This is a genomic window from Halanaerobium sp. (assembly GCF_003070835.1).
Genome location: NZ_QBLR01000043.1, coordinates 1 through 21,279 on the forward strand (window position 1 = coordinate 1; position 21,279 = coordinate 21,279).

16 protein-coding genes are annotated in these 21,279 nt (G+C 37.0%); 1 reads left to right on the forward strand and 15 read right to left on the reverse strand.

The window, feature by feature from the left end; genetic code table 11:
* Positions 1–44: 44 nt before the first annotated feature.
* The gene (locus CI949_RS06710) at positions 45–485 is read left to right on the forward strand and encodes a hypothetical protein (RefSeq protein WP_290764366.1); all 441 of its coding nucleotides are present in this window, start codon (positions 45–47) and stop codon (positions 483–485) included.
* On the opposite strand, the gene CI949_RS06715 is transcribed toward CI949_RS06710, so the two are convergent.
* The 15 genes from CI949_RS06715 to CI949_RS06785 form a co-directional block, all read right to left on the reverse strand.
* Positions 482–1,429 carry an AEC family transporter gene (locus CI949_RS06715; RefSeq protein ID WP_290764368.1) on the reverse strand — a complete coding sequence of 316 codons (948 nt, stop codon included), beginning with the start codon at positions 1,427–1,429 and terminating at the stop codon, positions 482–484. The two genes, CI949_RS06710 and CI949_RS06715, sit on opposite strands and share 4 nt — an antisense overlap.
* 165 nt (positions 1,430–1,594) lie before the next feature.
* Positions 1,595–3,589, reverse strand: a complete 1,995-nt coding sequence (locus tag CI949_RS06720) for an FAD-binding protein (protein ID WP_290764371.1) — start codon at positions 3,587–3,589, stop codon at positions 1,595–1,597.
* A 41-nt stretch (positions 3,590–3,630) separates the two neighbouring features.
* Positions 3,631–5,001 carry a hypothetical protein gene (locus CI949_RS06725; RefSeq protein WP_290764374.1) on the reverse strand — a complete coding sequence of 457 codons (1,371 nt, stop codon included), beginning with the start codon at positions 4,999–5,001 and terminating at the stop codon, positions 3,631–3,633.
* Positions 5,002–5,062: 61 nt separating this feature from the next.
* Positions 5,063–6,175 carry a S9 family peptidase gene (locus tag CI949_RS06730; protein ID WP_108138899.1) on the reverse strand — a complete coding sequence of 371 codons (1,113 nt, stop codon included), beginning with the start codon at positions 6,173–6,175 and terminating at the stop codon, positions 5,063–5,065.
* Positions 6,176–6,218: 43 nt separating this feature from the next.
* On the reverse strand, positions 6,219–7,544 hold the full coding sequence (locus CI949_RS06735; RefSeq protein ID WP_108138900.1) for a glycoside hydrolase family 28 protein: 1,326 nt from the start codon (positions 7,542–7,544) through the stop codon (positions 6,219–6,221).
* Positions 7,545–7,565: 21 nt separating this feature from the next.
* A complete protein-coding gene (locus tag CI949_RS06740) occupies positions 7,566–8,552 on the reverse strand; it encodes a Gfo/Idh/MocA family protein (RefSeq protein ID WP_108138902.1) in 987 nt (328 codons plus the stop codon).
* 180 nt (positions 8,553–8,732) lie between these two features.
* Positions 8,733–10,238 (reverse strand): UxaA family hydrolase, encoded by a 1,506-nt coding sequence (locus CI949_RS06745; RefSeq protein ID WP_108138904.1) that lies wholly within the window; start codon positions 10,236–10,238, stop codon positions 8,733–8,735.
* An 80-nt stretch (positions 10,239–10,318) separates the two neighbouring features.
* Positions 10,319–11,692, reverse strand: a complete 1,374-nt coding sequence (gene uxaC, locus CI949_RS06750; RefSeq protein ID WP_108138905.1) for a glucuronate isomerase — start codon at positions 11,690–11,692, stop codon at positions 10,319–10,321.
* Positions 11,693–11,784: 92 nt separating this feature from the next.
* On the reverse strand, positions 11,785–13,308 hold the full coding sequence (locus tag CI949_RS06755; RefSeq protein WP_108138907.1) for a tagaturonate epimerase family protein: 1,524 nt from the start codon (positions 13,306–13,308) through the stop codon (positions 11,785–11,787).
* A 90-nt stretch (positions 13,309–13,398) separates the two neighbouring features.
* The gene (locus CI949_RS06760) at positions 13,399–14,937 is read right to left on the reverse strand and encodes a tagaturonate reductase (RefSeq protein WP_108138909.1); all 1,539 of its coding nucleotides are present in this window, start codon (positions 14,935–14,937) and stop codon (positions 13,399–13,401) included.
* Positions 14,938–15,074: 137 nt separating this feature from the next.
* Positions 15,075–16,388: an NADH:flavin oxidoreductase gene (locus CI949_RS06765; RefSeq protein ID WP_290764389.1), complete on the reverse strand. Its 1,314-nt coding sequence runs from the start codon at positions 16,386–16,388 to the stop codon at positions 15,075–15,077.
* 16 nt (positions 16,389–16,404) lie between these two features.
* Positions 16,405–17,628: a Gfo/Idh/MocA family protein gene (locus CI949_RS06770; protein WP_290764390.1), complete on the reverse strand. Its 1,224-nt coding sequence runs from the start codon at positions 17,626–17,628 to the stop codon at positions 16,405–16,407.
* Between the two features lie 156 nt (positions 17,629–17,784).
* Positions 17,785–18,630: a carbohydrate ABC transporter permease gene (locus CI949_RS06775; protein WP_108138913.1), complete on the reverse strand. Its 846-nt coding sequence runs from the start codon at positions 18,628–18,630 to the stop codon at positions 17,785–17,787.
* 3 nt (positions 18,631–18,633) lie between these two features.
* Complete coding sequence (locus CI949_RS06780) at positions 18,634–19,584, reverse strand: carbohydrate ABC transporter permease (protein WP_290764395.1); 951 nt, start codon at positions 19,582–19,584, stop codon at positions 18,634–18,636.
* Between the two features lie 118 nt (positions 19,585–19,702).
* Complete coding sequence (locus CI949_RS06785; protein WP_290764398.1) at positions 19,703–20,995, reverse strand: ABC transporter substrate-binding protein; 1,293 nt, start codon at positions 20,993–20,995, stop codon at positions 19,703–19,705.
* Positions 20,996–21,279 lie beyond the last annotated feature (284 nt).

A 21,279-nucleotide genomic window follows, 5' to 3' on the forward strand; every position in this document is an offset into this window, starting at 1 on the left:
GATTATATTATTATAGTTACTACTAAAGAAATGAGGAATTTTAAATGAAATTAATCTACAGAAAGACAATTTCTTTTGTTTTAACAATCTTAACTAATATTTTAAGCTTTATCTTTGCGACTCAAATATTTAATTTGATTAAAATTACTATGCTGCAGTCTGGATATAGGGAAGGTGGAGGTGTGCCACAATTTATTAAAGTTTTTACAGGTATTCCTCTATTTTTAATCGTGGCAATCTCCTGGATGGGATTTTTCATTTACTCATTTTATTATTATGAGAAAGGAGCAGAAAAGAGAAATCTTATAGAAAGATTTCTCTTTATTAGTGGAGGTGAAATTTTATTGATTCCATTTATTATTTTAATTTATCAATTATTTTTACCTATACCGACTCGAATAAGTGATATTTTCTTACTTGCAATTACTTTTATTGGTGGGGTTGTTTCTATTTATCTTTCTAAAAAGCTGGATATCAACTTTTAAACAACCCCCATCGCCCTAAAAATAAAAACAAATAGAGTCAGCGAAAATACTGAACCCAGGGTAGTCATCATAACTATTGATGCTGCCAGGTTTTCGTCTCCTCCCATAGCTGCAGTGATAATTGCTGAAGAAATGGAAGTTGGCACTCCAAACAAAATATAAATTAAAAAGATTTCTTGATTTCCAAGACCAAATATAAAGGCTGCCAGTACTGCTGCTGTCGGATTAATAATCAATTTGAAAATTGTAGCAGCAACTGCAGGTCTGATATCAACAAATAATTTATCGACCCTAAAGGTAGCTCCAATTGTCAGCAGGGCCAGTGGAGTAGCTAAAACATCAAAGTAATTAGCAGTATTCTGCAGTAGTGTTGGGAATCTGAATTCTACTAAAGAAGCTATGATCCCCAGAACAATTGCAATAATAAAGGGATTTGTGATGATGTTTTTTAGAGAATTTTTAAACTGGTTTTTAGATTTATTATCAGGATTGCTCAGCACTAAAACCAGTACTGCCAGCACATTATAGACTGGAACTACAAAAGCAACTACCAGAGAGGCTAAAGGACCAACAGCCCCTGTCACATTCTCTAAAAGAGAAAAACCTACATAAACAAAATTACCTCTAAAGGTCCCATGAATAAAGGCCCCCACTTTACTATCTTCCTTTATAACAAATTTTGAATAAATATAAATTATAATTACACTCAAAGTTGTACCGATAATTGCAAAGCTGATAAACTTTAAATTAAAGTTATCTGCAACTGAGCTCTTAGATACACTATTAAAGAGTTTTAAGGGTAAGGCTATGTAAAAAACAATAAAATTAGCAGCATTAATAAAGTCCTGCTTAATTATATTTTTCCTCTGCAAAATAAAACCACTCAACATAATCAAAAATATAGGTAAAGCAACACTAAGACTGAATATAAAATTGGCTAACATAATTACCTCCTGCGATATTTGTATTTAATAGTAGTTTATGTGAAAATAAGAGGAATAACAAGACATTTATTGTTATAAGTATTTGTTTTCCTACTTTTTTTGATATAGACGAGAAAAAAGCAGAAAGCCCCTGATAAACGGCCTCTCTGCTTGATTAATCAAATTTTATTTCACTACTTCGTCATTAAGATACTTGTTCCAGACTGTTTCAAACCAGTTATTATCTTCGGGAATCTCTCTGATATCCTGCCAGCTGAATTCAAAATGATCACCTCTGTATCTTAAGCGCTGGATCTTTTGGCTTAAGGCACCATCTTCCAGGCTGAATCTAAAATCTTCGCTTAAGCTCTCTAATGGCAGCTCTCCCTTTTCATCCTGAACCAAATAGGAGCCGCGGCTTTTACCACCAAGCTGAATATAATCTTTAAAGGCGGTTAAATAAACTAATTGGGCTAAGAGCAGATCATAATTTTGAAAAGCCAAACTTAAATCACGAATAGAATTTAGACTACTGATTTTTCCCAACCTTTCTAATTCAGACTCTGTTTCCTTAAGAGCGGCTTCGATTGCAGCGAGATTTCGAATATGAGCTCCAGCTTTACTCATTCTCTCACCTAAATTTTCTCTGATCTCAATAACATTTGCTGAAGGTTTTTTAATTGACTGGATAAATTTTTCACCCAGCTTTAATTTCTTTTTGATTTGAGAGGAAGCTTGAGCTAAAAACACATCTAGCTCAGCTGGCTCTTTTTGATAACAGGCGGTGATATACTGAGCAGCTCTGGTACTTCCCACCTGGCCTGAATTAAGGGCAGTTCCTCCGGGTCGATAGACTCCGTGACTGCCATTTGCTTCTCCGACCGGGAAAAAGTGAGCAAGATTACTCTCCCACCAGATATTACCCTCAAGACCTCCGTTGTTGTGCTGAGCGCAAACTGCAATTTCCAGCATTTCACTGGTCAAATCAATACCATTGTCAGCATAAAGATCAATTGCCGGCTGGTTCATTTTTTTAAGCCTCTCAATTGGAGTTCCAAATAGGGCTTCAGAATTCTCAAGATACTGATAGGCCTCTTCGCCAAGTTGAGAAAAGTTTAGATTTCCATTTTCAGATGCAAATTTAGAATTCTGACGGTAATCAAGCCAGACTCTTCTTCCCTTAACAACAGTTTCATTATAAACTAAGATATCAATTAGGGATGAGCCAAAATCTTCAACCTTCCTGGGGTCAAAGGGCCACTGATAACCTTTTAGAAAAATTGCATCCAGCATCTTTCCAGGATCAGCAAAATATTCATTTAAAAACTCCTGCCTGTCATTTCCCCCCTGATCGGTTGAGATATAAGTTGGTAAAACCTGCTGATAGGTCCCGGAGAGGTTCCAGCGAAATTTTGTTGAAGCAATTCCGTACTGCCACTCGGTTAAATTTTTCCCCTTTACCCCGGCCTCAAAGGCAAGCCCTGATGCACCAGTTTGAGAACCCGGATAAACTGAAGTAGCATAAAGTCCAGCTGGACCACCTGTGGCATAAACTATATTGGTAGTATTGAAGAGAGTATAGCGCTTTTCTTCATTTTCCATCTGATTTTTATTCAGAGTTAAAAGACCGACAGCGTTTTCCTGCTTTTGATCAGTTAAAACTGCTATTACCTGATAATTATCAAAGATTTGAATCCCCTTATTTTTAACCTCTTTTTCCAATTTTTCTGTCATATAGCGGGAGGTTAAGGGACCAGCCGAAGTTGCTCTTTTGCGGGGGTCATGGTCAGTTTTATAGCCTACATACTCCCCAAAACGATTGTGGGGAAAAGGGACCCCAATATCTACCAGATGGTAAAAGGAGCGGGCTGATAATGCAGCCTCCACCAGAGCCAGATCGCCATCCATTGAGCCACCTGAAAATAGGGTTTCTGCCATCTCAAAAACTGAATCCTGGTCTTTTCCTCCCAGAGTTAATTTATAATAGGTCTGCTTGTCTGAACCGGTATTGCGGGAAGTCCCCATATTTATTCCTTCAGTTACAATAGCTATATCTTCCTGGCCAAAATTATATAATCTGTCAGCTGCATTTAACCCTGCAGCTCCGGATCCAACCACGACCGTATTTAACGAGTAGACATCGAGCATTTTATCTTCTATTTGAAGCTGATCTTTTCGCATTTTTTCCTCCTCTAATAAATTTTAAGCCGATAATTTAAGCTTTAATGATTTTCTGCATATATTTTTTCTAAAACATTATTTTTGATTATAAAAAAACTAATTGTTAGTGCATCAGCAGCTTCACCTGCGGTTAGAGCGATAGCAGCAATTATAGCAGCATTGATTTCCACTGTCAGAGCTAAAATTAAAAAGACTAAAACCACAAATACAAGCCCAACAATTTTAGCAGCTGCGATAATATTGGTAGTCTGCCGCTGCATCATCACTCCCCAGAAGGTTTCTCTAAAAGCTCTGATAATCGGAAATAGAATAAAAGCTACTATTACTTTTTTGACAATCGAGCTTATAGCCGGTGATACGGAAATCAATTTAATTAAAACAAAATCTCCAATTTGGGTAAAAGCAAGTACTGCCAGAATGAAACTTACCATTGTCCCTGCCGCCAGTGAAAATTTTAAAATTCGCTGCCAGTTGTGATTATTTAGTTCACGAGCATAAACAAGTGAACACTGATGAAGTTGGTCTAAAGGACCCACAAAAATCATTACCAGAGTCCAGCTGACACCATAGGCAGCCAGATCATGAGTACCAATACTGCTCCTGACAATTCCACTCTGAACAACCGGCTGCACAAAACGAGCCAGAAAAGCCATCACTGCGATTGGAATAAAAAATTTAATTATTCTCTTTAAATTAACTTTTTTTGTTACATTATTCGGCAGACTGGCAAGAACTCCATTTTTTCCCCTAAAACTGCCAAATGTATATCTTAAGGCAAAAGTAATAAAGATCATCTCAATTGCTATTCCAGCAAACCAGACACCACTGGCAGCAGTCACCCCGGCGACAGCCTGATTTACAGTCACCCAGAGCAGAATTAAGGAGATGCTGATAATGCGAACTACTACTCCCGGTGTAATCAGCTCGGTTTTTTTAAGGCTGATTGCCAGACCCTGCATTATATTTCTGATTGACTCCACAAGTGGTATAAAGGCCATAATACTTAAGGCTTGATAGGCAAATTTAATCTCCTGTGGATCTTTTAGCCCAATAATTTTTTTAAAGACAATTTCTCCCAGAGGAGTATAGCCCAGAGAGGCAATCATTAAAAAATATAAGACTCCGAGTCCAAAGATAAATGAGCTGACAAATTTAAAACTGCTCTGGTCATCGACCAGGGAGGTCACAGTCTGTCTTGACATATGGATCGGGGATTTAATAATATTGGTAATACTCTTAGAAACTGCATAGACGGCCAGAGTAATTTCCGGAAAAGGAAGTCTGGCCAGACTGGCATTAACCGCATTGTGAGAAACCCCAATAATAATTGGCATCACAGCCAGGGGCAGAAAAAATTTAATCAGTTCCTGATATTTTATTTCTGAAATTTTTCTCTTTATATTTTCTGACATCAAATTCTCCTTGTTAACTTCAAATTAAAAATTTAGTTTTGAATTTTAGTTTTCTCTTGTTTTAGTCAATTTTCCTAAAAAAATCTATTATCGGAGCAGCTGAAACTGAATGCTCTGCTTTCTCTAAAATATTCATTTTCAGTTGCTCTTCTAAATTTAAAAATCTATAAACTTTTTTTATCTCCTGATAGGCCTTTTGAGCTGATTGAAGTGGAAACAAGCTGTCTTTTTCTGCTGTCTGGATTAAAAGGGGCTTAGGTGCAATTGCAGAAATCATTGTTGGAAGTTCAGCATAATTTAAAATACCGGGCAGATAATTATCCAGACAGTGTCTTTGGGCCAGAATACTGTCCTTATAATATGAAGTATAGCCGCTAATTGCTGCCGCTTTAATTTTGTTTTCAAAAAGTGCTACTAAAATTGCAACTGGAGCACCTCCTGAAAAGCCTACCACACTTATTTGACGATTGAGAATATCCTTCCTTTTTTCAAGCACCCTTAGAGCTGAAATAAGATCCCAGAGTCTGTATTTTAAAATGCTCTCTCCTGATAATAATAAGTTGCTGCTGATTCGATAACAGGAGTTTGCTGTAGGGTTAGCTTTCAGATCAGGATCTTTCTGATAATCTTCTTTTAAACGTCTGTCTCCAAAACCAAGCAGCTCCGGAATAATAACTAGATAACCCTTACTAACAAAGTCAAGAGCCAGATTATTGTGACAGGTTGGGCTATCTAAGTTCTCTCCGGCACCATTTAAGCCAACTGTTTCCCGGCTGCCATTACCGTGGCCGTGGGCAATGATTAATGCCGGAAATTTTTTCTGAGTCTTTTTCTCTTTAGAAGCTGGAATTAATAAATAGGCAGGAATTTTAAGATAGTCTTTAACCTGATAGGCAATTCTAAGCCTTTTATAATCTTTAAAACTCTTTTCTGCTAAGATTTCTACGGCACCTGTTTCTACTGATAAATTACCGACTCCCTTGCCAGGATTTGAGCTCACCGCATTTTTCCCGGGAAGTCCACCAATTAATTCAGCAATTTTTAATTTAAGTTTTTCCCGCCAAAGTTTCCATTCTGCTTTAGTTTCGGCTACAAACTTAAATTCAGGCTGATTATTTTGATATAATTTTTCTAAATAAGAATCAGGAGAAAAATCAAAGTTATTTCCTGCCATCTATAACACCTCATTAATTTTAAGCTCTTAATTAGTTTAAATTTTAATCCTTATTCTGACAGCTGCTCTCTTCGATATTTAAATTACTCACATTTTTAAACTTAAACTGGTCTTCAGCTTCAACTCGTAAGTTAATATTTTTAAGATATAAGCCTTCAAGATTACTTGCTCTTAAACCTTCTTTACCGCTGAGGTTAATATTTTCCAGAGTTATATCCTTCATTTTCTTTTCCGGTAAACCGCGTAAAACAACAGGCTGAGCAATATTTTCACCTTTAATATTGCGCACAGTTATATTTCTAAATAAAGGCGGCATCTCACTCCTCGGCTCAACTGTAGTTGCATCATAATACATATTTAAAATAATCCCCTGATCCCGCAGATTGTTGATCTCAATATCTTCAAAAAGCAGATTTTCTACACAGCCTCCACGGCCGCGCATTGATTTCAAGCGAACTCCTCTTTCTCCACCATTAAAGACACAGTCGTAAACATGCACATTTTTAACTCCACCTGACATCTCACTGCCGATTACAACTCCACCGTGACCTTCTTTGGCCTTACAGTTACGGATTAGCAGATTTTCAGTCGGCTTATTTACTCTTCTGCCGTCTTCGTTAATTCCAGATTTGATGGCAATACAGTCATCTCCGGTTTCAAAATCACAGTCTTCAATCAGCATATTTTTACAGGAATCAGGATTAATTCCATCTGTGTTTGGTCCATCTGTAATAATTTTTAGATCTCTAATAATTGTATTCTCACAGTAAACAGGATGGATGGTCCACATTGGACCATCTACAATTGTAATCCCTTCAATCAAAATATTTTTAGAATTAATAGGCTGAATAAACTGTGGTCTTAATCCTTCTTCTCTACCAAAAATTCTATCTTTTACCGCAATCCCGTTATATTCTGCATCATATAGTTCTTTAGCTGCAGCATGCTGGGTCTGCTTCCAGGGCCACCATTTGGCTCCATTACCAACTAATTTCCCTTTGCCGGTAATCGCTATATTTTCACAGTCCTGAGCATAAATTAGAGGAGAATAATTATAGCATTCATTTCCCTCCCAGCGGGTAAAAACTACCGGCAGATAATCTTCAAAATCATCACTGAAAGAAATTACTGCTCCCTTTTCTAATTTCAGATGAACATTGCTTTTAAAGTGAATAGGTCCTGTAAACCACTCGCCTTCCGGCACGACAATTGTTCCTCCACCAGCCTGATGACAGCTGGAGATTGCCTCTGCAAAAACTTCAGTATTATCAAATTTTCCATCTGCCACTCCACCAAATTCTTTTAGATCAAACTCCCGCTCTGGAAATTCCGGCCTTTTGACCTCTATTTCAAAATTAGATTTTAACATTTAAGCCTCCCTTATAACTGCCTAAAACTGAATTAACTTTTTCTGATCAGCCGAGCGTCTGGCCTGCAGAGCCGCTTCGGTAACTCTAAATGATTCTTCCGCTGTAATCATACAGTCACCATTACCTTTGACCCAGTCCAGAAAATCAGCAAAAATTTCTTTTTTCTTGACTAAAGGCAGTTCTCTGTTTCCTTCAATTTCATCATTGATTAAATATACTTTTTCTTTTAAAACCTCGATAACTCCCTTATCTCCAGCAATTCTAATCCGATCATCATCATGGCTGGTCGCATTCTGCGGCCTTAAATAGTCAATATTAACTGAACCTGCAGCCTGATCCTCAAAATCAAAATGGCAGAGTGCCGAAACTTCCAATTCGCCATGATTTTGATTGGCAATAGTAGAATGTGAGGCATAGACTGATTTAAAATCCTTGCCACTCAACCACTGCATCCAGTCAATTGCGTGACTGCCGACCCAGGGAATAGTACCACCATAAGTCTCGCGCTTTTTATAAAAGTCTTCGCGCTGGCCGAGTCGATAAGATTTCTGGGCATTCATCAGTCGTACTTCCCCAATTGCACCCTCTTTAATATATTTATAAGCGGTTAAAAACCAGGGTTTATAGCGGATTCCAAACATTGCTGCCAGTTTGGAGTCACTCTTCTCATAGGCACTCTTTACTTCTGCCAGCTCTGCCAGTGTGGTAGCAATCGGTTTTTCAACAAATAGATCAATATTTCTTTTTAAAACTTCAACTGCAGCCCGAGCATGATCGCCAAAATGACAGGCAACAGCAGCAACATCAGGCTTCAGCTCATCTAGCATTTTTATGTAGTCATCATATTTTTTTAGATCATAATCCAGTTTTAATTTCTGATAGAGGTCTTCAACACTTTCTCCCTCTGAACCTGGTGCAATTGCAACTATTTCATCTTCATAATTATCTTTTAAGCCGTTAACCACATATTTAGTATGACCGGTGGAACCAATTAAAACTATCTTCATTTTCTACACCTCTCAATTAATATCTTCAGCTCAAAGCTGTATTTATTAAAATTTTTAGTCAAGTCATTATCTGGAAAGACTCTAATTTCGGAAAACATTTTCCAAAACTAAAGGAAAAAAGGTTTCTCCGGTCAAATATTATTAAATTTAGCCCGAGAGAAACCTGTTCTGATAGAATAATTAAAGTGTAACTCCATCTTTGAAAATTGCAATTTCTCGATAATCATTAATCTCATTTTTAGTCTTTGTTTTTTTAGAAGCAAGATCAATTAGGTAATCAAAAAACTCAGCAGCTAGAGAGTCCATATCTCTACCTTCCAGTAATTCTCCTGCATTAAAATCAATCCAGTTCCGCTTTTGATTGTATAGTCTGTTATTGGTAGAAACCTTTACAGTTGGCACCGGGCCGCCAAAGGGAGTTCCTCTTCCGGTTGTAAATAGAACCATGTGGGCACCAGAAATTGCTAAAGCTGTTGTTGCCACCAGGTCATTGCCCGGACTTTCTAAAAGATTTAGGCCCTTACCGGTAACCTGATCCCCATAGAAAAAGACATCATTAACAATACCTGTACCACCTTTTTGAGTACAGCCTAAGGACTTTTCTTCTAAGGTAGTAATTCCCCCTTCTTTGTTTCCTGGAGAAGGATTTTCGTAAATTTCCTGATCATGAGAAAGGAAATAATCCTTAAAGCCATTGATCAGCTCGACTACCTTTTCGAAAGTCTGCTCATCTTTAGCTCTATTCATTAAAATTTTCTCAGCCCCAAACATTTCTGGAACTTCAGTTAAAATACTTGTACCCCCATAGGCTCCCAGTTTATCAGAAATTCTACCGAGTAAGGGGTTGGCAGTTACTCCGGAAAATCCATCTGAGCCGCCACATTTGAGACCAATTTTCAGTTCAGAAACCGGCACTTCTTCCTGCTTAAATTTCCCGGCATAATCGACCAGGTTATCTAAAATCTTCTCGGCAGCCTTCTGGTCATCTTCAACATCCTGCAGATTAATAAACTTAACCCGCTCCGGATTATAGTCTCCAATATATTCTTTAAAATCTTCTATTAGATTATTTTCGCAGCCGAGACCTACAACCATTACTGCTGCTGCATTGGGATGATTGACCAGACCGGCCAGTGCCTTCTGGGTCATCTCCAGGTCATCACCAAGCTGGGAACAGCCGTAAGGATGTGGAAAAGCATGAATGCTGTCAATAACTTCATTTTCAATCAGCTCTTTGTATTTCATTTCTGCCTTTAAGGCCATTTTTTCTACAACTTTATTGATACAGCCGACTGTATTGATAATCCAGACATCATTACGAATTCCAACTTTGCCCTTTTCCCGCTTGTAGCCCATAAAAGTAGGCATTTCTGCTGGGTTTTTTACTTCAGGTAAATCAGGCTGATATTCATAATCCAGTTTGCCTGAAAGAGCAGTCTTTAAATTATGAGTATGGATCCACTCACCTTTTTTGACCTCTTCTGTTGTTTTTCCGATTGGAAAACCATAACGAATTACTTCATCACCTGCAGCAAAATCTTTTAAAGCAACCTTGTGGCCGACAGGAATATCACTTAAAACCTTAATTTTTTCTCCCTTAACTTCAATTTGTTCCCCAGCATCTATTTCTTCAACAGCGATCACTATATTATCATTTTCATTTATTAATAAAACTCTGGCTCCCATAAGAACCTCCTTAGATTCTAAAATAGCCCGGAATAAAGACATCCCAGGCTATTTAAATTTATATTTGATTATTTTATCATTTACTTGACATTTTTAAAGAATAACTTTTTTGGACCATAATAGCTTACATGTGCAACTAAATCTGCAGCTACACTGTAGGGCATACGGCCGCGGTCAACCTGACGCCCAACAACATTGGCTAAAGTTCTTCTAAACATTTCTGAGCGGGAAGAATAGGACATTAATTTTCTGGAGTCAGTAACCATCCCGGCCAGGTTATAGAATAAATCTACAGTTGTAACCTGCTGCAGCTGTCTTTCCATTCCAAATGGACTGTCAGTTAACCACCAGGGAGCCCCTAAGGATACATTGGGGAAAGCTCTGGAAATTGTAGAAGCTGTAAACCAGTGAGTTGGTTCCATAGTATAAAGTACAATATCCAGCTCAGAATCAAATTTATTAACAAAATATTTAAGATTCTCAGCCAGCTCAATATCACTGTTTGAGATATCGCCACCCGTATCAGGACCAAGATTATCATAAAGGCTGTCCCGATAATCTCTTACAGCACCAATATGCAGCTGTGTTACCCAGCCGCTTTCCTGATTTAACTTTCCAAACTCAACCAGGGTAAAGGCTTTAAAGTCTCTAATTTCTTCAGTACTTAATTCTTCACCATTTACTGCTTTTGCATAAATTTCAGCTGCTTTATCCTTTTCAACCTCGTAAGAAATTGGTTCAACTATTCCGTGGTCACTGGCTACACAGCCCATTTCCTCAAAATAATCATGAGATTTTTTAAGAGCAGTTAAAAGTCCATCTAAATCATTAACATCCTGCTCATAAGCATCACCTAATTTTTCAACATACTCAGACCAGTTCTGATGCTCAATATTCATAATCTTATCAGGACGCCAGGTGGGAAGAATTTTTACTCCTTCTACCTCTTCTTTTGCCTTTTTATGATTTTCTAAGCGAGAATATGGCTCATCAGTTGTACACATAATCTCAACATTCATTTCTTTTAATAAATTCTGAGGGCTCATTTCCTCTTTAGCCAGCATATTTTTGGTTTTCTGCCAGATCATCTCTGCAGTGTGCTCAGAAATTGGCTGGTCAATACCAAAACGGCGTTTTAAATCAAGGTGGATCCACTCATAAGTTGGATTCCCTGCAATTTCCGGGAATATTTTAGCCAGAGCAAGCCACTTTTCTTTATTAGAAGCATCACCGGTGATCTTTTCTTCCGGCACACCTCTTTTGCGCATCATTTCCCAGACATAGTGGTCAGTTTCAGCTTCAACCTCCCAGATATCATTCCAGCCTTCATTGGCTAATATTTCTGGTACATCACCGTGGTTGTGAGCATCTAAAATTGGTAAATTTTCAATTTCTTTATATAACCTTTTTGCTGTTTCACCTTCAAGTAAATAATTTTCATCTAAAAAAGCCATTTTATTCCTCCTAATAAGATATTTAACTTCTTGAAAACATTTTCATAAACATCATATCAATTTTTCCATCAATATCTATAATAAATTAAATTTTAATTTTCGTAAAAGCCTAATTTATTGAGATGTCTGCCGATATGTCTCTCTAAAGCCTGACGGTATTCCTTATCATGCTCATCCCAGAATTTATACAGTTTATCTCTAAAAAGATAACGTCCATCTCTTTTGTCCTGCAGTATAAAGCCGTAAGTTATATGCAGCAGCTGTCTAACTTCATTGATTTCCAAGAGCTCTCCCAGTTCCTGATCGCTGAGCTGAGCAAGTTCCGGCACCTTTGACAGATCTGTAGTCACATGATAAAACTTTTTAGCTTCTTCGAACTTTTCTAAAGCATAAGCATGAATATCCCTGTATAATGAAGGATCATTTTCGGCTACAACTCTAATTGCCTCCAGCCAGTTAGTTCCGGCTGTTTTGACATGAACTCTGCCTCCGGTATGTCTGCCAATTATCGGAAAGACACTAAATTTATCACTGCCGGAATGAATACTCAGTTTATAACCAAAACGATCGGCAATATCAGCATGGATTTTAAATTCTTTTTCAAACTGATCTAAATCTCCTATATAATCAATACCCTTTTGGAATTCTCCCACAAAACGAGGGGCCAGAGAATTAACCTCAATCTTATTTCGCTTTAATTCATTGGCTACAAAAAAATGCGCTTCCGGAGTAGTAGGAGTTGAAGTCTCATCAATTGAAATTTCAAAATCAACATCCCGGTCCGATTTTTTTAATAAATGCTGTATCTCTTTAGCAAAGTCCAGCATTTTATAATAAATTAAAACAATCTCTTTAAAATTATCCTGATTGTATTCCAGCTGGTAGCCAGAATTAAGAACAAAGGTTTTGTTTAAATACTGATCTTCCAGGCCCTGACGTAAATAATCAGGAACCTCCTGGTAGGCATTTTCAATTTCAGCCTCAGTCATCTGGTCCAGATCATCATTAATATAATCTGTACAGTCTAAGGTCAGCATAGAATATCCTAAATCTAAAGCTTCTTCGATATCTGGTTTTTCTTTTAAGTGATCTGCATCAGCTGCAAAACCATCCTGATAGCCTTCCTGAAAAACAGCCCAGCTGACATCATCAAGCACTGACTTAAAAGTTCTGCCGGTTAAATTAAGCTCCCGTACTGACTGCTGAGCAAAAACAGGCATAGCAGAACTATCTTTAACAGCCTCAATATGCCCGGGAGTTGCAATCCCAAGACGATCACCAAGACCAAAACTTGCTGTCTTATTCCCTAAAGCTCTGGGAGCTGTAAAAGGAAAAATCTCTCTTAAAATCTCAGCATTATAGTGACTTAAAGGTGCAATTTTAGCCTTAAAGCCCGCCAGTTCTTCTATTTTACCCTGAAATAGCTCGAAATTTTTAGACTTGTTTAATATAACCAGCTTCTTTTTCTGATCAATTTTAGCCAAAAAATAGAATGACTTGCCCTCTTTAATTATTGAGCGGGGATAAATTCGATAATCTTCAGCGTATTCAGCAACTTTTTTAACGGCTTCTTTTGAAGTACCAACCAGTTCTTCAGCAAAATCTTTCCAGGACATAATAATACCTCCTTAGTATTGAGAAACTTTATCCAGGCAGAATATCCTCACCAATAAATTATTAAGTGAGGATAAATCTACTTTTATATTCTATTTAATTAATTTCTCTAAACTGGCTTTCATTCCTTCTTTTTTAATCAGATTTAAATTAGAAATTAAGGAATCTGTTAGGCCTGGAAGCTCATTTAAATCTCTGTCCCAGAAATCCTGGTTTGCCAGTACATCCTGACCCAGTTCAGCTAAATCAATTTCTCCAGCTTCAAAGCTGCTCCAGAGATCTGCAAAGTAGTTAAGAGCATCCTTATCATCTCTAATTAAATATTTCTCTCCATCACGGTAAGCAGCAAGTTTTCCTTCTTCCAGTTCAGTTCCATGGTAGAAATGAATTAAAGCTGCCAGAGCAAAACTTAAACGCTCAGGTACTTTATCATATTCTTCAATATGCTGAACCAGTGAAGGTAAAACTCTGGTTTTGAACTTAGAAGTTGAGTTTAAAGAAATATCAAGCCATTTATGATCAATATATGGATTTTTGAAACGCTCAAAGATTTTGGAAGCAAAGTCTTCCAGTTCATCTTCATCTGCATCTAAAGTAGGTATAATATCTTCAAATACTGCCTGGTTGATAAATTCACCCACCAGCTCATCATTAACTGCATCTCTTACCAGATCAATTCCTGCTAGATAGGATACAGGTACTGTTGAAGTATGAGCACCATTTAATATTCTAACTTTTGTTGTTCTATAAGGTGTTAAATCATCCACCCACTTTACATTTAAACCGGCTTTATGGAAAGGCAGTTTTTCTTTTAAACTTTCATCTCCTTCGATAACCCAGAGATGAAAAATTTCGCCAGTATCCAGATTCTGATCATGGTAGCCTAGTTCAGCTTCCAGCTCATCAATCTCATTAAAAGGATAGCCGGTTACAATTCTGTCAACCAAAGTATTTAAAAAGTGATTTGCTTCTTCAATCCAGTTTTTAAATTCTGCTTCAAGATTCCAGTCATCTGCTAATTTTAAGATAATCCTTTTTAAATTATCTCCATTGCGGTCAATTAACTCTACTGGAATAATTACCATCCCTTTATCCCGGGCACCATTAAATGTCTGGTAGCGGTGGTATAAATAGGCAGCCAGTTTTGCCGGATAAGATTCTGGTGGTGTATCAGTTAATTTATCATCCTCATTATATGCTATACCAGCCTCTGTAGTATTAGAAACTACAAATTCTATCTCTGGATTTTCAGCCAGCTTTAAGTACTGATCCCATTCGCTGTAGGATTCAATTCCGCGAGAGATTGCAGTCATAATTTCTTTTTTATTAACTTCTTCACCATTTTCAATCCCTCTTAAGTAAAGAGTATAGAGTCCATCCTGTTCATTTAAATTAGAAATTCTACCTTCTCTAATTGGCTGAACTACAACTGTTCTCCCTTTAAAATGCCCTTTTTTATTCATAGTATGGAACATCCAGTCAACAAAGGCTCTTAAAAAGTTACCTTCTCCAATCTGAACGACTTTTTCAGGATAATCTAAAATCTCAGCTGAAAAATCAGCCAGCTCAGTCCCCAGAAGTTCTGACTCTAAGTATTCACGATCTAACATCGGTAAATCATTTTTAGCCATTATGTGCCTCCTTTAAATTCAAAAATCGATAAAATAATCTATTTTACCCTTCAAGTTTATAATACTAAAAATATACTCACTTAACAATAAACTTAGTTGTTATTTTATTCAATAATTAGTCAATCTTTATTTTAAGTTCAACTGCTCGCTGCTGAAAGATTATTCAGTTCTTTTTCTTGCTGCAGTCCACGATAAATTGGTAAGTAAATTTCTCTGTCTCTGATAACACAGCCTGCTTTCTTTTTGGCTGCCTTTAATTCAGCACATTTGCTGCAGCTGATGCAGACTTTAGTGCTGTCCATTTTTCCCTTTTGAATAATATCTCTGGCAAAATCAGGGTAAGCAAAAGCCTGACGCCCAAAGCCAGCCAGATCAGTCCAACCGGCATCAACCATCCCTGCAGCTGCGTTAGCTCCATACTGGCGCAGCCAGCTAAATCCGGTACCAATAACCAGCGTCTGATTTAGATTTTCTTTAGTAAATTTAGTTAATTCAAGCAGTCTTTTTACTCCCAGCAGAGGATGTTCTGGCGGCTGATAACCACCGTTATCATAGGGGCGGTTGACATGAGGTTTCAAATAGGGAGTGCTGGCAGTAACATTAATCAACTTAACCCCCAGTTCTTCCAGCTCTTTTAAGAGTTTTGCCGCTTCAGCTAAATCAGGATTACCATCCTGATCTGTTGCCCAGCCTCCAGGAATTGCATCATAAATATTTAAACGGACCGCCAGATCAATATCAACCTTATTTTTTACCTTCATAATAGTTTCTTTTAAAAATCTAGTCCTATTTTCATATGTCCCACCATACTTACCTTTGCGGTCATAAGCAGCCAGCAGAGAAGAAAGCAGATAGCGGTGACAGCTTTTGATATCAACTGCATCAAAACCTGCCTCTGCCGCCAGCTCTGCAGCCTTAAGATAATCAAGCTGCAGCTGATCCAGTTCCTCATCTGTGATGATGTGGAAATCGTTTTCTGCAATTGAGACAGGGTCAAGCTCTTGATCATTAAAGGCTATAATGTTATTCTCACCAAAACGACCTGAATGAGTCAGCTGAGCCACTGTATAAGGATCAACTTCTGACTCAGTTTTTATAAGTTTAATCAGATCTTTAAATTGAGCTAAATTTTCCTGTTTCAGATATAACTGACTTTCATTTGCCCTACCTGCTTTATCCACAGCAATCGCTTCCAGCCAGATTAATCCGGCTCCCCCATTTGCAAAGCGCTTATACCTTCTTTTGGTCAGCTCAGAAGGAGTCCCATCTGCTTCAGCATCTGCACCTTCCATCGGGTGGATAGCAATCCGGCTGGGAATTAGACGATTATTTATTTTAAGTTCTTCATTTAATATTTTTGTGTTCTCCGACAGAGGCAGTTCAAAATCAAGCTCTTTTAGATCTGCTTTAAGCCCTTTTAGAGAACTATAATTAAATTTTTGAGCTTTCATTTAATCAAATCCCTTCTTAATTAAATGGATTAAAAGCAGTATAGTTCTCTACATTTACCCATTTACTTTTAACTGCCCAGTCAAGATCAAGATCAGATAATAATTTTCTTTCGGCAAAGGCCTGATCAATTTTTTCGTCTATACCCGGTAAAACAGTCTGGTATTCTCCAGCTTCATTTTCAAATTCTTTTATTAAATTTTGCGGTACTGCTTTAATTTTTTCAGCCGAATCATAAGCTCCATTAATTGCTACAACAAAGTTCCGGGTGTTTTCTGGTGTACAGTATAAGTCCTCAATTAAAGAAAGATGCTTATCTGCTGCAATCCGGAAAACTTCTTTTTTAGGATCCAGACCTTCATTATCAAATTCAATAACTTCACCATTATTAAGTTCAATTTTTGTTTCTTCATTCATCTTCCAGCTGATCTTTCCTTTGGTACCAATGATCTCCATTACCGGATCTCTTTTTTCTTCTGGAATATGAGTTACATAAAAATATATCTTAGTGCCTGTAGTTGTTTCCGCTTCCAGGCAGGAATTATCATCAGCCTCTATGTAGCTGTGCCCTCTGTAAAGTTCAGCTCTTACTCTTTTTAACTGGGCAGAACTGTGCATACTCTGTCCTGCAAGAAAGATCATGTTATTTAAATAATGGGCAAAGGCATTGTGCATAGGTCCATCTAAAACTAATTGACCCATGGCCACACTTTTACCGGCCCAGTCATTGCGGTCATAATATGATTTAAATCGCGGCCAGAATCCTTTCGCTGCTATCTCTTTAATCTCACCCAGCTTACCCTCTAAAATAAACTGCTTAATTTTTCTAATAGTATGAGAGTGGATATACTGAAAACCAATAGAACAAAATCTTCCTGTTTCTTTTTCAGTTTTAATCATTGCATCAATTTCCTGAACAGTCGGTGCAGGCGGCTTTTCTAATAGAATATTATAACCTGCTTTCATACCTTTTATTGCCATCTCAGCATGGGTTGGAATTGAGACAGGGAGTCCAATTACATCAACACAGGCCTTGGCTTCTTTTAGTAAGCTTTCATAAGAACTGTAAATTGCTATTCCCTTATGTCTTAATTCTCTTACTTTATCAGCATTATTCACCTGATCATTAACTACTACAGCAGTCAGCTTCATTTTACCTTCAGCTTCCAGTTCTTCAATATTTCTTAGATAACTTCCGGCAAAATTTCGCACACCAACAACTGCAAAACCTACTTCTGACATTTACGCAACCTCCTTATTTTTTTATCTTTTTCTCAGTAAGTAATTATCAAATATCTCTTCAATTTAAACTAATTATAGATAACTATCTAAAATACTTCTAAACATAATTTGTGTTCTGGTCAGATCTTTAACAAAATTTAAGCTGAAAAATCCTGATCAATCAATACCTGAGAATGCAACACCATCAATTAAATATCTCTGGAAGAATATGAAGAGAATTATTGTTGGTAAGATTGAAAGAAATGTCATTGCAAACATTGCTCCCCAGTTTGTAATCGCATTTGGATCAGAGAACATTTTAAGTGCAATTGAAACTGGATATTTAGTTACACTCTGTAAATATAGTAAAGGTGTCATGAAATCATTCCAGGACCAGTAAAATCTAAAGATTCCAGCTGTTACTAATACCGGCTTTAAGTTAGGTAGAATGATTTTAAAGAAAATCCCAAATTTACTGCAGCCGTCAATTTCTGCTGCTTCATCTAATTCAGTTGGTATACCTCTAACAAACTGAACCATTAAGAAGGTAAAGAATGGTACCGGCAGCATCTGAGGTAAAATAACCGGTAAATACGATCCAACCCAGCCCCACTGATTAAACATAATATACTGAGGTATTCTTAAAATTTGTCCCGGCACTAAAACTGTTGCAATCATAATTGCAAACCAGAATTTCTGACCGATAAATCTGGTTCTGGTAAAACCAAAAGCAGAAAAAGAAGCTAAAATAATCTGACCAATTGTAGCAGTACCAGAAATGAAGAATGAATTTCTAAAGAAAGTTAAAAAAGATACTCCTCCAAATCCTCTCCAGCCTTCTAAATAATTTCTAAATTGCATTGCATCAGGCCATAAAGTAGCACTTAGAGCATTTCCGGATGATTTTAGTGAACCTGCTACCATCCAGAGCAAAGGATAAAGCATAAAGATACAAAAACCGCCGACTAATACCTGAAATAATATGTTTTTAAGTTTTTCTTTTTGACTAAAGGTTAAATTCATCAATTATTCTCCTTCCGATTCATAGTATACCCATTTATTGGATGTTTTAAACAGCACAATAGTAACAATGGTCAATAAAACAAGTATAATCCAGGCAAGAGCTGAACCGTAACCTAAGTATCCATTAGAAATACCTTTACGATAGAGATAAACGGCATATACCAGGGTTCTGTTTAAAGGACCACCCTCAGTAATAATGTAAACCTGAGTAAAGACCATAAACATCTTAACCATCTGCATAATCAAATTAAAGAAAATAACTGGAGTTAAAAGTGGTAAGGTAACACTAAAGAACTGCTGTACTTTACCTGCTCCATCAATCTCAGCTGCCTCATATAAACCTTTTGGAATCTGTTTTAAACCGGCCAAAAAGATAATCATCGGAGAACCAAACTGCCAGGCAGCAAGCAAAATAATTGTCCAGATAGCATAATCGGGATGTCCAATCCAGGAAATTCTGTCTCCCATAATTCCCAGAGAAACTAAAAAGTCATTAAAAGCTCCCTGTGAGGAAAATAACTGACGCCAGATTACTGAAATAGCAACACTACCACCTAAAATAGAAGGTACATAATAGGCCGCCCGGTAAAAATTAGTAAAAGGTCTGGCTTTTCTAAAAACTAATGCCAGTGCCAGAGCACTTGCCAGTCTTAAAGGTACAGCAAAAACTACATAATAAAATGTTACTTTAAGCGAAGTCCAAAATTTTGGGTCATCAGTAAATATTTCTATATAATTGCGAAGCCCTACCCAGCTTGGATCACCTACAATAGTATATTCTGTTAAAGAATAATACAGAGACCTTAGTAAAGGAAAAGCTAAAAATGCTAAAAATCCAATTAACCAGGGTAAAATAAATACATAACCAGTTAAATTCTCTTTTATCCACTTCTTTTTATTCATTCCAGCATCTAGAGAGCGAACCGAATCCAGTGCTTCAAATTTATTATTCAAAAATCTCCCTCCTTAAGTGTTAATACAAACTATAAGCTAGTGACTCATTTTAAATCACTAGCTTATAGAATTTTATCTTATTTTATTTTTTATTTAAATAAGAATGTTAATGCTCAACTTATCTAGAAAGTAACTTTGTAGCTTCTTCTCTGAAATCTGCTGCAGCTTCTGCAGGAGTTTTCATACCATAAATTACTTCCCAGTACTGATCAGCAAATGCTGTAGTTACTTCTGAGAATGCAGGTGGCTGTAATGGAAGTACAGGACCAGCGTTTTCAGCAGCTACTTCGATGAAATCAAATACAGCCTGATCATATTCGTCTGCGTCAGCTTTTAGAGCTGCTCTAACTTCACTGTTAGTAGGTACTCCACGATCTGTACCGATTACTTTACCAGCTTCAACATTGTTGAACCAGAAGTTTAAGAAAGTCATTACTTCTGCTGGATGCTCAGTATTTTTAGCAGCAGTCATAACCATTGCAGGCTTCATGAATCTACCTTCCTGAACTTCGTCTTCAGCTCTTGGATATAGGAAAGGTTGTAATAGTTTGCCAGCACCATTAGAAATAGCAGGTAACTGATTACTCCAGTAGTTAGTTGCAGTTGCAGCTTCACCCTTAGTGACAGGATCCTGCTCAATTGCACCAGGAGCTTCCTGTCTCTGCATAGCATCCTGAACTACACCAGCTTCAATTAATTCTAAATCATAGTTCATGTAATCTACAAATAACTGATCATCGTCATAACCTAAAGACTTTCCATCTTCACTAAAGAAGCTCTGACCGTGCTGTCTTAACCAAACAACAAAACCATTACCTTCTTCCTGAGATGCAGGAGTTGCTGCACCTAAAATACCTAATTCTTCATTTAACTTTTTGAACATTTCTGCTCTATCTTCCCAGGTATCTTCTGGAGAAGGATAGTCTACACCAGCAGCGTCAAATAATTCTTTATCATAGTAACCAGCAGGAGCGTTTACACCAGTAGCAAGTCCCATCTGCTTACCATAAGCTCTACCCATTTCCAGGTATGATTCACCAATTTTACTTACATCTAAAGTTCCATCTTCAATAAATGGATCTAATGCTAATAATTGATCATTTTCAACATAACTTGCCATCATTTTTCTTACATGCTGAATAATATCAGGTAAGTTATCTCCAGCGGCCTGAGCATTCATCTTATCCCAGTATCCACCCCAACCAGTATATTCTGGCTGAATTTTTATGTTAGGATATTCTTCTTCGAACATTTCAATAACTCTTAAAGTTCTTTCGTGACGACTCTGTGAACCCCACCAGGCGAAACGTAAAGTAACTTCTTCGTCCTGAGCCATTGCAGCAACACTAAGTGATAAGGATAACGCAAATGTTAAGATTAATACTAGAGCTAAACTTTTTTTGCTAAACATTTAATTTCCTCCTTGGAATTTAATTAAGTTTTAGTATGTTCAAATTAAGTTAATAATTATAAATTCTTATAGGCTTATAAATCTTTCTGCCTCTGCAAAAAGATCAGAGAAAATTTTTGTCCCCCCCTTTTTTTGAAAGTATTAAAATAAATACAGTCTTATATCCTTATCCTTATTAGATTATCTGTAAACTTATCTTAGGAAAATGTTTTCCGTCAATTAAAAAATTATTACGAATTTTTAGAAAAATATTAACGGTGCTTTTTTAAATTAATATTTAATAA

Coding starts and splice junctions, on each gene's coding strand:
- CI949_RS06735 (WP_108138900.1), bottom strand. CDS start 7,544: ATGTTAAAATCTAATTTTGAAATAGAGGTCAAAAGGCCGGAATTTCCA.
- uxaC (WP_108138905.1), bottom strand. CDS start 11,692: ATGGCTTTTTTAGATGAAAATTATTTACTTGAAGGTGAAACAGCAAAA.
- CI949_RS06785 (WP_290764398.1), bottom strand. CDS start 20,995: ATGTTTAGCAAAAAAAGTTTAGCTCTAGTATTAATCTTAACATTTGCG.
- CI949_RS06730 (WP_108138899.1), bottom strand. CDS start 6,175: ATGGCAGGAAATAACTTTGATTTTTCTCCTGATTCTTATTTAGAAAAA.
- CI949_RS06725 (WP_290764374.1), bottom strand. CDS start 5,001: ATGTCAGAAAATATAAAGAGAAAAATTTCAGAAATAAAATATCAGGAA.
- CI949_RS06770 (WP_290764390.1), bottom strand. CDS start 17,628: ATGTCAGAAGTAGGTTTTGCAGTTGTTGGTGTGCGAAATTTTGCCGGA.
- CI949_RS06755 (WP_108138907.1), bottom strand. CDS start 13,308: ATGTCCTGGAAAGATTTTGCTGAAGAACTGGTTGGTACTTCAAAAGAA.
- CI949_RS06765 (WP_290764389.1), bottom strand. CDS start 16,388: ATGAAAGCTCAAAAATTTAATTATAGTTCTCTAAAAGGGCTTAAAGCA.
- CI949_RS06740 (WP_108138902.1), bottom strand. CDS start 8,552: ATGAAGATAGTTTTAATTGGTTCCACCGGTCATACTAAATATGTGGTT.
- CI949_RS06745 (WP_108138904.1), bottom strand. CDS start 10,238: ATGGGAGCCAGAGTTTTATTAATAAATGAAAATGATAATATAGTGATC.
- CI949_RS06760 (WP_108138909.1), bottom strand. CDS start 14,937: ATGGCTAAAAATGATTTACCGATGTTAGATCGTGAATACTTAGAGTCA.
- CI949_RS06715 (WP_290764368.1), bottom strand. CDS start 1,429: ATGTTAGCCAATTTTATATTCAGTCTTAGTGTTGCTTTACCTATATTT.
- CI949_RS06710 (WP_290764366.1), top strand. CDS start 45: ATGAAATTAATCTACAGAAAGACAATTTCTTTTGTTTTAACAATCTTA.
- CI949_RS06720 (WP_290764371.1), bottom strand. CDS start 3,589: ATGCGAAAAGATCAGCTTCAAATAGAAGATAAAATGCTCGATGTCTAC.
- CI949_RS06775 (WP_108138913.1), bottom strand. CDS start 18,630: ATGAATTTAACCTTTAGTCAAAAAGAAAAACTTAAAAACATATTATTT.